At 58.7% G+C, this 12,815-nt stretch carries 8 protein-coding genes; 2 read left to right on the top strand and 6 right to left on the bottom strand.

The window, feature by feature from the left end:
- Window positions 1–170: 170 nt before the first annotated feature.
- The gene (locus CPH89_RS15155) at window positions 171–2,456 is read left to right on the top strand and encodes a TonB-dependent receptor (RefSeq protein ID WP_053254363.1); all 2,286 of its coding nucleotides are present in this window, start codon (window positions 171–173) and stop codon (window positions 2,454–2,456) included.
- Between the two features lie 135 nt (window positions 2,457–2,591).
- Complete coding sequence (locus CPH89_RS15150) at window positions 2,592–5,117, top strand: PepSY domain-containing protein (RefSeq protein ID WP_053254362.1); 2,526 nt, start codon at window positions 2,592–2,594, stop codon at window positions 5,115–5,117.
- A gap of 131 nt (window positions 5,118–5,248) precedes the next feature.
- Here CPH89_RS15150 and CPH89_RS15145 read toward each other — a convergent pair whose 3' ends face one another.
- From CPH89_RS15145 to CPH89_RS15120, 6 genes are all read right to left on the bottom strand, one after another.
- Complete coding sequence (locus tag CPH89_RS15145) at window positions 5,249–6,790, bottom strand: alkaline phosphatase D family protein (protein ID WP_053254361.1); 1,542 nt, start codon at window positions 6,788–6,790, stop codon at window positions 5,249–5,251.
- Window positions 6,791–6,883: 93 nt separating this feature from the next.
- Complete coding sequence (gene gntB, locus CPH89_RS15140) at window positions 6,884–7,870, bottom strand: guanitoxin biosynthesis L-arginine gamma (S) hydroxylase (RefSeq protein WP_053254360.1); 987 nt, start codon at window positions 7,868–7,870, stop codon at window positions 6,884–6,886.
- Between the two features lie 247 nt (window positions 7,871–8,117).
- Entirely contained in the window at window positions 8,118–9,233 is a 1,116-nt protein-coding gene (locus CPH89_RS15135) for an aminotransferase class V-fold PLP-dependent enzyme (protein ID WP_053254359.1), read from the bottom strand.
- Window positions 9,230–10,450 carry an MFS transporter gene (locus CPH89_RS15130; RefSeq protein WP_053254358.1) on the bottom strand — a complete coding sequence of 407 codons (1,221 nt, stop codon included), beginning with the start codon at window positions 10,448–10,450 and terminating at the stop codon, window positions 9,230–9,232. Before CPH89_RS15130 ends, CPH89_RS15135 begins: the two co-directional genes overlap by 4 nt.
- A complete protein-coding gene (locus CPH89_RS15125) occupies window positions 10,447–11,751 on the bottom strand; it encodes a hypothetical protein (protein WP_053254357.1) in 1,305 nt (434 codons plus the stop codon). Before CPH89_RS15125 ends, CPH89_RS15130 begins: the two co-directional genes overlap by 4 nt.
- Window positions 11,748–12,809 carry a threonine aldolase family protein gene (locus CPH89_RS15120; RefSeq protein ID WP_053254356.1) on the bottom strand — a complete coding sequence of 354 codons (1,062 nt, stop codon included), beginning with the start codon at window positions 12,807–12,809 and terminating at the stop codon, window positions 11,748–11,750. Before CPH89_RS15120 ends, CPH89_RS15125 begins: the two co-directional genes overlap by 4 nt.
- Window positions 12,810–12,815: the final 6 nt, after the last annotated feature.

The raw sequence follows: 12,815 nt of genomic DNA, 5'->3' as shown, positions 1-12,815 counted from the left end.
TATTGATTCTTATCCTCCCTGTAAAACCCAGGGACGAACGAGCGGGTAAAAACCGTAGGCGGAAAGTGTAAAGAATGTAAATTCAGTGCGAATAGCAATGTATCGCAATTGATATCAAGTCTTGTTGACCCTATATTCCGCGGCCTCAACTCCTTGGGGAAGGACAACTCATGTCGCGCACTACGCTAAAAATATCTGCCGGTTCACCACGCGTACTGGCTTCGGCCATCGGCGTTGCACTCAGCGCCAGCTCTGCTGCCCACATGGCGCAAGCGGCCGAAAGCACTGAACAAAAAGGCCAGCGCAACAGCATCTCCCTGGGTGCCACCAGCATTACCGGCCAGGAACAGGACAACACGTCCTACCAGGTAGAAAAAGCGTCTTCGCAGAAGTACACCGCACCACTGGTCGACACACCGCGCTCGGTCACCGTCGTGCCGCAACAAGTCCTCAAGGACACCGCCGCGACCTCGTTGCAGGATGCCTTGCGCACCGTACCGGGAATTACCTTCGGCGCCGGTGAAGGCGGCAACCCTCAGGGCGATCGCCCGTTCATTCGGGGGTTTGACGCCCAGGGCGACACCTACCTTGATGGCGTGCGCGACACCGGCGGCCAGAGCCGCGAGATCTTCGACATCGAGTCGATCGAAGTCAGCAAGGGCCCGAACTCCTCGTTCGGCGGGCGCGGCTCGGCCGGCGGCAGCATCAACCTGGTCAGCAAAACACCACAAGCCCGCGACTTTACCAACGGCGGTTTCACCTACGGCTCCGACCAGACCCGCCGCTACGTGCTTGATGTAAACCGTCAGTTCCTCGACACCGCCGCGTTCCGCCTGAACCTGATGAGCCATGAGCAAAACGTGGCCGGGCGTGATGTGATCGACTACGACCGTTGGGGCGTCGCACCGTCGCTGACCTTCGGCCTGGGCACCCCGACCCGCGTCAACGTCAGCTACTACCACATGGAAAGCAACGACCTGCCGGACGCCGGGATTCCATACGGCTATAGCAACAGCGGCGCCAAAGCCGTTCATGTGCATGACAAACCGACCGACGGCGGCGACAGCAGTAACTTCTATGGTTTGAAGGACCGCGACTTCCGCAAGACCCGCGCCGACATCAGCACGTTCTCGATCGAGCACGACCTGAACGACACCATGACGCTGAAAAACACCCTGCGCCATGGCAGTACCGGTCAGGACTACATCCTCACCCAGCCGGACGACAGCCAGCACAACGTCAACCAGTTCGGCACTGTGTGGCGTCGCGCCAACAGTCGCGTGTCGACCACTGACACCACCACCAACCAGACCGATCTATTTGGCAATTTCCAACTGGCGGGCATGAAGCACGCTTACTCGACCGGCCTGGAATTCACTGGGGAAGAAACCCGCATCAGCGGCTACACCGTCAGCCCGAATACCAACCCCACCTGCACCGTGGCCAAAGGCAGCCTGGGCGGCCAGTGCACATCCTTGAGCAACCCGACACCGGACGACGCCTGGACAGGCAGCGCCAAACGCAATTACCTGGGCACCAACACCAAGGCCACCAGCCGCGCGGCCTATGTGTTCGACACCATCGAACTGGACCCCAAATGGCTGCTGAACGTCGGCGTGCGCTACGACACCTTCGACACCGTGGCCAACACCAACGCCGCTGCCGGGCGCACTAAAATCAAGGACGACAGCCAGTTCTTCAACTGGCAGGCCGGCCTGGTCTGGAAGCCGCTGGACAACGGCAGCATCTACACCTCCTACGCCACCTCGGCCTCACCGCCCGGCGGCCTGGTCGGCGAAGGTGCCGATGGCAACCCACTGTCTGCCGGTGCCGCCACCAGCGACCTGAAACCGGAAGAAACCGTTAACTATGAGCTGGGCACCAAGTGGGACCTGTTCCACAGCCGCCTGTCCCTGACCGCTGCGGTCTTTCGCACCGAGAAGAAAAACACCCGAATCCTGGTGGACGCGATGACCTACCAGAACGGCGGCGAGTCTCGCGTCGACGGCCTCGAACTGTCCGCCAGCGGCAAACTCACCGATCAATGGCAAGTGTTCGCCGGCTACAGCTACCTGAAAAGCGAGCTGGTGGAGGCCGGTCTCAACGGCCGTAATGGTGTCATCAGCGCGGGCTCCAACAAAGGCAACGCAATGCCCAACACGCCGAAGAACACCTTCAGCCTGTGGACGACGTATGACATCACACCCAAGCTGACCATCGGCGGCGGCGCGTTCTATGTCGACCAGGTCTACGGCGACGCCGCCAACACGGTGTACGTACCGGCGTATACCCGCTACGACGCCATGGCCAGCTACAAGCTGACCAAGAATGTCGACCTGCAGTTGAACGTGCAGAACCTGACCGACAAGACCTACTACGACAAAGCCTACGCGGCACACTTTGCCAACCAGGCGGCCGGACGTACGGCGCTGTTGACCACCAGCTTCCACTTCTAAGCACGCTCGGCCTTGAGCCAAAAGCCCCACGCATCGGATGCGTGGGGCTTTTGCGTGTAAAACAGAATGTTTCTCGACAACTCACGGCATAATGCGCGCCGTGACCTACTACCCAGATGAGCGAGGCCGTCAGACGTGTTGAAGAAAACCCTGTTCCAGTTGCACTGGTTCTTCGGCATTACGGCCGGCCTGGTGCTGGCGTTGATGGGGATCACCGGGGCTGCGGTCTCGTTTCAGGATGAAATGCTGCGGGCGCTCAACCCCTCGGTATTGCACGTCGAGAAACGCGAAGCCGGCGTGCTGCCACCGGCCGAACTGGTGCGCAAACTCGAAGCCACCGAAGGCAAGACCGTGTCGATGCTGTGGGTCGAAAGCGAAAGCGGCAACGCCGGCCGCGTGTCCTTTACCCCGCCGCCGGGCGAGCGTCGTGGCCAAATGCGCTACTTCGACCCCTACACGGGCGACTACATGGGCGACGCCGTCGGCCAGGACGTATTCGGCTTTATCCTGCAGTTGCACCGTTTTCTGGCCATGGGCGACACCGGCCGGCAAATCACCGGCGCCTGCACGCTGATCTTGCTGTTCTTCTGCCTCTCGGGCCTGTACCTGCGCTGGCCGCGCCAAGTCACGAACTGGCGTGCCTGGCTGACCGTGGACTGGCGCAAAAAAGGCCGCAGCTTCAACTGGGATTTGCACTCGGTGTTCGGCACCTGGTGCCTGCTGCTCTATCTGTTGGCCGCACTGACCGGCCTGTATTGGTCCTACGATTGGTACAACCAGGGCCTGAACAAACTGCTGTCCGACGCCCCGCACAACGAACGCATGCGCAAGCACGGCCCGCCGCCCGAGGGCCCGGCGCCAGTGGCCAACTACGCGGCAATCTGGAGCAGCATCTACGCCAACGCCGGCCCCGGTTTGAGTGCCTATAACATCCGCATGCCAGCCGTCGCCGGACAACCGGCCATCGTGTATTACCTGCTCAAATCATCGCCCCATGACCGGGCACTGAACCAGATTAACCTCGACCCGGCCACCGGCGAGGTCACCTCCCACGCTCAGTACGCGAGCAAAACCCTCAAGTCGCAATGGCTGACCAGCATTTACGCGCTGCACACCGGCAGCTACTTCGGCTTGGTCGGTCGCATCATCATGACCGTCAGCGCGTTGTGCATGCCGTTGTTCTTTATCACCGGCTGGCTGCTGTACCTCGACCGTCGCCGCAAAAAGCGCCAGGTTCGCGATGCCCGCAAAGGCCTCGGCGCCAACCACAGCGACGCCCCGGCCTGGCTGATCGGCTTTGCCAGCCAAAGTGGCTTTGCCGAGCAACTGGCCTGGCAAACTGCCGGGCAATTGCAGGCCGCCGGGATGCCGGTGAATGTGCAGCCCCTGGGCAACGTCAGCCAGGATGACCTGACCCGGTCAGAAAATGCGCTGTTCGTGGTCAGCACCTTCGGTGACGGTGAAGCCCCCGACAGCGCTCGCGGTTTTGAGCGCGGCGTGCTCGGCCAGGACCTGTCGCTCAAAGGCCTGAATTACTCAGTGCTGGCCCTGGGTGACCGCCAGTACGAGCACTTCTGCGGCTTTGCTCGGCGCCTGCACTTTTGGCTGACCCACCAGGGCGGCAACCCGTTGTTTGCCCCGGTGGAAGTTGACAGCGGCGACACCGAGGCCTTGCTGACCTGGCAGCAGCAACTGGGCCAACTCACCGGTCACGCGCCGGCAACGGTCTGGCCAACCGCCCAGTACGACAACTGGGCCCTGACCTATCGCACCCTGCTTAACCGCGGCAGCGTCGGCTCGAACATCTACCTGCTGGGCCTCACGCCGCCGTCGCCGCAAAACTGGCTGGCCGGTGACCTGGTGGAAATCCTGCCGCGCAATGGCCCCCAGGCGATTGAACACTTCCTCGCCGGCCTGGGCCTGAACGGCAACGATAGCGTGCTGCTCGACGGCCTGGCGCATCCCCTCGACCAGGCACTCGCGACCCGCCAACTGCCGGACAACCGCACGCACCTGGTCGGCCTGCATGCCCAGGCACTGGTGGACGCGTTGGTGCCGTTGGGCCTGCGCGAATACTCCATCGCCTCGATTGCCAGCGACGGCGTGCTGGAACTGATCGTGCGTCAGGAGCGGCACCCCGACGGCAGCCTGGGCCTGGGCTCCGGCTGGCTGACGGAACACGCGACCCTCGGCTCCGGCATCAGCCTGCGCCTGCGCCGCAACAGTGGTTTTCACTTGCCACAGGCACCGGCGCCACTGATCCTGCTGGGCAACGGCACCGGCCTCGCTGGCCTGCGCAGCTTGCTCAAGGCGCGCATTGCCGATGGTCAGCAGCGCAACTGGCTGCTGTTTGGCGAACGCAATATCGCCCACGACTACCTGTGCCAGGACGAGCTGCAAGGCTGGCTGGCCAGCGGCGACCTGGCCCTGCTGGACCTGGCGTTTTCCCGCGACCAGAAGGAAAAAATCTACGTGCAGGACCGCCTGCGCGAGTCGGCGGACGTATTGCGTCGATGGCTGGCCGATGGCGCGGCTATTTACGTCTGCGGCAGCTTGCAGGGCATGGCGACGGGTGTGGATCAGGTGCTGCACGACGTGCTGGGCCGCGAGGCGGTTGAGCGCTTGATTGAACAAGGCCGCTATCGTCGGGATGTGTACTGATCGCTGAAAAGACACAGGTCAAAATGTGGGAGCGGGCTTGCTCGCGAATACGGTGGTTCAGTCGACAGATTCGGTGACCGACACTCCGTTTTCGCGAGCAAGCCCGCGCCCACATTTGATTGCATTTCAAATCAGACCGGCTGCAGTTTTTGCTCGAACACTGACACCCCATCCAAATCCCGCAAAATGACGGTCAACTCCGCCGTCTGCCCATCAATCTGCACCTCACCAAAAAATTGAAAACCGGCAAACGGCGAGGTGTTCTGCGCGGGCGGCGCCTTCTCGAACACCACCTGCGGGCCAAAGGTTTTATCCAAGGGGTTCGGTCCGAAACTCCCGGCATTCAACGGCCCCGCTACAAACTCCCAGAACGGCTCGAAATCCTGGAACGCCGCGCGATCAGGGTGATAGTGATGCGCCGCGCAGTAGTGCACATCCGCCGTCAGCCATACATGGTTACGCACCTGCTGAGCGCGCAGAAAGCCCAGCAGTTCGGCAATCTCCAGCTCGCGGCCTTGGGCCGGGCCAGGGTCGCCGTTGGCAATCGCCTCCCAGCGCGGCACACCGGGGCTGACCTCACCATCAGGCACACCCAGGCCGATGGGCATGTCGGCCGCGATGACTTTCCACTGCGCCTGGGACGCCTTGAGTTCGCGCTTGAGCCAGTCCAGTTGCTCGCGACCGATGAAGGGTTTTGCGCCGCCCAGGTTGTCATCGTTGGGGCCGCGATAGCTGCGCATGTCCAGCACGAACACATCCAGCAAAGGGCCGTAGCTGAGCTTGCGATAGATCCGCCCGCCACCGTCGGCGCTCTGCCGGCGCATCGGTGAATACTCCAGCCAGGCCTGGCGTGCGCGGCCGACCAGGGTGTTGATGTCCTTGGTCTGGTAACGCTCATCCAATTGCTTGCTCGGCGACCAGTTGTTGACCACTTCATGATCGTCCCACTGCCAGATCTGCGGCACCTCGGCATTGAAGCGGCGCACGTTTTCGTCGAGCAGGTTGTAGCGGTAGTTGCCGCGATATTCATCGAGGGTTTGCGCGACTTTGCTCTTGGCTTCGGTGGTGATATTGCGCCAGATGCGGCCGTCTTCAACAGTCAGCTGCGCGGGCACCGGGCCGTCGGCGTAGATGGTGTCGCCGCTGTGAATAAAGAAGTCCGGCAGACGCAGGCGCATGGCTTCGTAGATGCGCATGCCGCCGATGTCCGGGTTGATGCCGAAGCCCTGGCCGACGGTATCGCCGCTCCACACAAAACGAATGTCGCGGCGCTGTTGCGGCACGCTGCGCAAGTGGCCGAACCACGGCTCGCTGGCGACGCCGGTCTGGGCGTCTTCAAAGTGCACGCGATAGAAAATCGCCTGATCGACCGGCAGCCCGGTGAGTTCGACGCGGGCGGTGAAGTCGGTGCGGCTGTCGGCCAGCGGCGAGATGAATTTACGCGGGTTGCTGAACACACTGCGGGTGTCCCACTCCACCACCATCTTCGCGGGGCGGTCGCTGCGGCTCCAGATCATCGCGCGGTCGCCCAGCAGGTCGCCGGACTGCACACCATCGGTGAGTTGCGGCCGGTCTTTCACCGAGGCGATCACCGCCGGGGCCAGGCCCGGCAGCAACAGACCGGCGCCGACGGCTTGCATCACGCGGCGACGGCCTAAGTCGAAGTGGCTCATGCAGGTGCCCTCTGAATAGTCAAAGGGGAAACTTAACCATGGCCGGATGAAGCGGTTATGACAGCCCCCACTAGGGCTTTAGCTGTCAACGTATTACTCGGTGACGAAGACCGCGCTGATTTTACCGCTGCGATAAGCCTCGAATATCTGACCAATGCAGGATTTGGCATCGCCCTTGGCTGTGAATATCCCACCGCAACCTCGGTTGGCAGCCGCGTAACGCTCATCGTCCATCAACACGTCATGTGCTTTCTTCAAGTTCCAGAACGGAATACCGGCAAACAGGTGATGGGTGAGGTGGTAGTTATCGCCATGCATTCCGATGATCAAGCGCTCCAGCAACGCAGGAAAACGGTTACGGGTGAGCTCCACTTCTTCTTTGTAGACACCGAACCTGCCGAAGTGCTCGGAGACTTCGGATAACCAGCCAATCACCTGGAACACCGTGAAATACGGCACCAGCCAAAACAATACATAGGCCCATGGACTCATGAAGTAGCTGAACACCAACAGCAACACGGCGTGAGTTGCCAACAGTTTCACGCCCTGTGACGGATTGGCCACAACGTCCCCGGCACGGTTTTTCACGAGGTAGAGGAAGTAGCGATAGGTATTGGCCAGTGTCAGGCTCTTGAGCAAATGCCCGATCAGGAAATCGAAGCGGTCGGTCGCGTTATACAAGCCCGACTCAATGTAATAGCGATGGTCCGGATCTTTATCGGGGTCACCGAGATTGTGGTGGTGAAGCTGGACATGCGAGCGGCGGTAAGCCTCATAATTTTGAAAGATCGGATAGCCCAGCAGATACTCGCCAATGATTTTGTTGAGCTGCTTGCTTTGGGTCAGCGTCATGTGCGCTGCCTCGTGCAACAGCGAAGCCAAGGCGCGTTGCCGAGACCCAATAAACAGGATCGCCAGCGGGTACAAGATGTTATAGCGATCGGCAAAATAGACCGCTAACACGATAACGGCCACGTCGGCCAATACGGCCAACAGCCAATGCCAGTTGTCCTTTTGGTACAGTGCACGCAGTCGCTGTTTCAGTTCAACGCCAGGGTTAAATTTATTTACGTTACCCATCAGAATTCCTTTTCCTCAACTTGAGGCGCACAGCGCAACTAACGCTGATACGCGATATTATGGCAGCCCGTCACACGACTTGAGATGGATGGTCACCCATCAATACCCGTAGTCACTTTCGGACTTTATTAACGTTTCGGCTGATCGACTGAATGATATAAGAAGCGTACTTTTATTGCCCCTGGCCACCTCACATGACCAGCGACATAACCCGCGGCACCTCCCTCAACTTTATACCGTGCGTTTGTTACAACTCTGCCAACAACTTCATAAACACACTGACATCCTCTGGCGTGTTCTTGTTGTTAATTGACAAGCGTACGAAACGATCATGCCCTTGCCCCAACATATAGTACGGCGTGTGCGAGGCATAACCTGGCCAGCTGTTCACACCTTGCGCACGCATATAAGCGACCAGTTCGGTTGCCGAACAGCGATCATGGGTAAACGCAATAATTCCTGCCTGTTGCGTACCCGGCGCGATCACATTGATGTGCGCGGTCTGTGCCAATTGCTGATAAAGGTGTCGGTACAGCCCATGCTCAATACTGTAGGCCACCGACAGGCGCTCTTTGATCGCCTGATTCAACCCAACAACCGCCGCATTGTTGCGTTCGGCGTATTCATAACGCCGAGCATCATCGGCCCCCAGTGTTACGCCCCCCCGGGCATCCACACAGGCTCTGCTCAGGTCAGTGAAGCGCGGTTGTGCAACCGCCAGGAAACCATCGGACAGGTAGGCAAACCCCGTGCCTCGAGGCCCGCAAAGAAACTTTCTGCCCGCAGCCGTCAGCACATCAGCGCCAATTGCCAGCATGTCCAGAGGCAGCATACCCACAGATTGACAGGCATCGACAAAGTAGAAGCAGGGGAAATCGCGCAGGATACGACCCACCGCCTCGACATCATTCACGATGCCGCAGCAAGAAGGCACATGCACCACCGAGACCAGCATGACTTGCGCGCTCATGTGCTGCGCGAGCCATTGCAGATCCAGGTCGCCATTTGGCAAGAGTGGCATGACGTCAATCACGACACCGTGGCGGCGCTGTAACTCGGACAGCGCAATCAGGTTGCCGGCGTACTCGTAAGGCGTGACCACGACACGCGCACCGCAGGACCAGTTCAGCGCGTTCAGCGCCGTGACCCAGGCCTTGGTAGCCCCCTCGAACAGTGCAATGTTGCGGGGTTTGGCGCCGAGCAATCGAGCAATGCTTTCATACACTTCGCCGTCCAGCGTTGCCGCGTGAGACAGTTCGGTTTCATAGGCGCCGTTTGCATATTCCTCTTGCAAGTAAGTCTGCATCAAACGCAGTGTTTCAGAGGAAACGCGCCCCGCACCTGCCGTATTGAAATGGATCATCGCTCAGCCCCGTGCCGTGAACCCATAAAATAGAAAACGCTGGCCAACACGATGCACGTGGACAATACATAGAACATTGCCTGAGGCGCATACAACGACAACGCCATGCCACATAACACCGGCCCGAGCGCGGCGCCGAGGTTCGACAAGTTCTGCGCGCCGTAATAAACGCCGCGCATATCCTCGGGCGCAATGTAATCAATAAACAAGTATTCCGCCGGTATGATGATGATTTCGCCCACGGTAAAAACAATCATCGCGATCACCCAGACAACAGGGACGTGTGCATAAGCAAAGCCCATCAGCCCGACCACGAAGAACAGCATTCCCAGCATCAACATGCGAAACATATTGTGCTGATTGATCCGAGAGCCAATCAGGTACTGAAGGCTGATAACCACACACGCGTTGGTCGTCACCAGGTAGTTGATTATCTGATAGGCGTTTTGCGGGTCGCTCGTCACGATCAGGTATTGGGACAAGTAAGCAGTGAATTGCCCGAAGACGATCGCACTGAGAATACCGCCAATGGTGAAACACACCAGTCGGTAGTTCCTCACCAAATGCATCAACACACTGGCAAAACGTGGCCCCTGCGCGCCATTTTCCACGCCCGACGGCCGAGGAATTCGCGCCCCCACCAGCGCATACAGCACGACAAAAACTGCGCCGATCAGCGCGGCCACCGCAAACGGCAAGCCGGGACTGACGTTGGCAAACAGCACACCGAGAAAAGGGCCTACGGCATAGCCGACATTGGTCAAGGTGTACTTCAGCGAGAACACCCCGCCGCGCTTGTCCGGTGCCACCAGGAAACCTATGCCGGATTTCACCGCGATATCCACCACCGCATAGGCAAGGTTCACCACCACAATCGCGACGATGAACGGCACCAGGCTGGTGACCTGGAACGCCACGGCAAACGCGAGGGCAAACACTGTGGCGGCAGCGAGCATGATCCGGTAGTTGGAGAAACGGTCCACCAGAAACCCGCCATACACCCCTAGGACTGAACTGACGATCAACGCCCCGCCTACCGCAAGGCCGATATCCGCCACTCCCAGACCGAACGCCTCAGAGAAGTAAATAACCAGATAGGGCAGCGCGAGCGCCCGGGCAATGGTCAAGATGAAGGTCGCCGACAGCAGCAGGATCACTGGCCGGTCATAGACTTTGGCTTGACTCTGGATTACCAGCCCCTCCGAGACTTCTTTCATGCCAGCATTTCCCTGTAGACATTTGGCTCATGCTCACGCAGCAATTCGATACTGTTCTGAATGTTCGCGCGGTTGCTATCGAGGATGAATACGTGACCTGGGCAGTTTTCCAGGGAAATCGTTTGCTTAAGCACGCCTTCGTCCTGGATTTTTATGCTGTGCACGCCCGGGATCGCCTTCCACGACGTGATGTCCGGTTGACGTTTGATCGGCCCTTCCTGGCGAGCGATCAGAAACACACAGCTGGAATGAAAGTAGAGTTTTTTTCGCGGCTGCTGGCGGTAATCAAGAAACGCTTGAGGGTTAACCAGCGAGTCAATCCACAAGCTCAACTGGTTATGCCCCAAGGCACGCGTATAGGCCGACAGATCGATGCCGCCCGGCATGCGCGCAGCCGTCTCAAGCAACACGGGCTGATCATCGACAATCATCAATTCGCTATGCCCCACACCCTGCCGGATACCCAAGGCGTCGAGCACGGAAAAGATGTACCCCGACAGTCGGCTGTAGACGTCGGCATTGTCCACCGGGCACATCAGCTGGTTGTAGTCATGCACCGGCGAGGCACCGATACGGGTGCGGTAAACGCGGATAATTTCACTGACATAGTGCAGCCCATCGACACTCACGGTATTCACGCAGTATTCGATATCGACGTCCTTGGATTTGCTCAGCATTAACTCGGATTTGAAATCCGAGTTATCCAGATATTGCTGCACCAGAATCGTCTCATTACTTTCCAGGAAGATATTGCGGCTGGATTTGATGACCTCAAAGGCGTGTTCAATGTCGCTGACTTGCGTACAAATATGAATGTTGTCGGAGCCCGCGCTTTTAACCGGCTTCAACACCACCGGTAACATATCGTGCTCCTTGACCCACTCCAGAATGCTCGGCAACGCGTCCGATTTGAAGTGTTTGATCGAACGCACACCCGCCCGCGACAAGGCCTCGTGCATTTGATACTTATCACGCCAGCGCACAGCGTGGGCCGGGTTGTTATGGCGCGCAACATTGAATTGCGCAGCCAGGTGAGCGGCCAACTCAACGCCGAACTCACAACCGGCCAGTACGAACTGCACGTTGTACTCGGACAGTGCCTGCTGCAGTTCGGCATCGGAACGGTAAAGTATGTCGTGGATGAAGTCCCCGGTGCGGAACCAAGCTTCGTAAAACCCATTCACTTCGGCGGTCGAGCGCACATGCACACATTCGTACCCGCGTGACATGAACGCGGGCGCGATCAAACTGCCAATCGAATACGCATCGACGATCAGAACAATATTTTTCTTATAAATCACTTGGCGAGCTCCCGCGCTGACGTCAGTTCCCGTACAGCGGCTTTAATAATGCCGGCGGCCTTCAGAACATCAGCACGACTGGTATTAATGTGCGGCATAAAGCGCATTTCCCGCGCGTTATAGGGCAAGCCGGCAACACCTTGCTGGCTCAGGAAAGTACTGAATTGCATCGGCGTCACCCCCAGCGAAGAAACGTCCAGCGTCACCATGTTCGTGCCCTTGTAATGCGCAGGCGTCTCATCGATATCGCTGAGTAAACGATGCAGCAGGGCCGCATGTTCATGGTCCTCGGCCAAGCGCTCAATATTGTTGTGCATGGCATAAAGCCCGGCAGCAGCCATCATGCCGGCCTGATGGAGATCGCCGCCAAACCACTTACGGTATTTCCTGGCACGCTGTATCAACGCCTTGGTGCCCACCATGATCGAGCCAACAGGTGCGCCCAGTGCTTTGGACAAACACATGGACATGAGGTCGGCGTTTTCCGTGTACGAGGTCACATCAATGCCGGACGCGATAGAGGCGTGGAGGATGCGTGCACCATCCAGGTAACGATAGGCTTCGATCGACTTGGCATAACTGAAGACTTCGTTCATCTGCGCCAAGGGGAAGATCGCGCCGCCTTTGCATCCCAGGGTATTTTCAATCACTACCACGCGAGGCAAGGCGTAGTTCTGATTCCATCGGCAGCGGGACGCATAAAGCTTTTCAAGGTCACTGACGTCAAACAACCCGTTTTCATGGGATGACAGCGAAAAGTTGACCCCCGAAAACGCTGACGTTGCTGCGGCCTCGTAATAGTTGATGTGGTAGGACGCATCCAGAAAAATCTCATCGCCCGGCTGAGTGAGGGACTTGATAGCCAACTGGTTGCTCAAGGTGCCGCCCGTGGTGAAGAGTGCCGCTTCCTTCTGGAAGTAATTGGCACAAAACTCTTCAAGCGCACGCACGCTCGGGTCTTCGCCAAAACATTCATCCCCGACTTCCGCATTGTAAATGGCCTTGCGCATGCCTTCCGTTGGCTTGGTGACCGTATCGCTTCTGAGATCGATAAACATAACTGC

It is taken from the genome of Pseudomonas fluorescens (genome assembly GCF_900215245.1).
Classification (GTDB): Bacteria; Pseudomonadota; Gammaproteobacteria; order Pseudomonadales; family Pseudomonadaceae; genus Aquipseudomonas; species Aquipseudomonas fluorescens.
This window is presented reverse-complemented; position numbering and strand designations above follow the sequence as displayed.

Excerpts from the sequence above, each read along its gene's own strand:
- gntB (WP_053254360.1), bottom strand. The coding sequence starts at position 7,870 with ATGGGTAACGTAAATAAATTTAACCCTGGCGTTGAACTGAAACAGCGA.
- CPH89_RS15135 (WP_053254359.1), bottom strand. The coding sequence starts at position 9,233 with ATGATCCATTTCAATACGGCAGGTGCGGGGCGCGTTTCCTCTGAAACA.
- CPH89_RS15145 (WP_053254361.1), bottom strand. The coding sequence starts at position 6,790 with ATGAGCCACTTCGACTTAGGCCGTCGCCGCGTGATGCAAGCCGTCGGC.
- CPH89_RS15130 (WP_053254358.1), bottom strand. The coding sequence starts at position 10,450 with ATGAAAGAAGTCTCGGAGGGGCTGGTAATCCAGAGTCAAGCCAAAGTC.
- CPH89_RS15120 (WP_053254356.1), bottom strand. The coding sequence starts at position 12,809 with ATGTTTATCGATCTCAGAAGCGATACGGTCACCAAGCCAACGGAAGGC.
- CPH89_RS15155 (WP_053254363.1), top strand. The coding sequence starts at position 171 with ATGTCGCGCACTACGCTAAAAATATCTGCCGGTTCACCACGCGTACTG.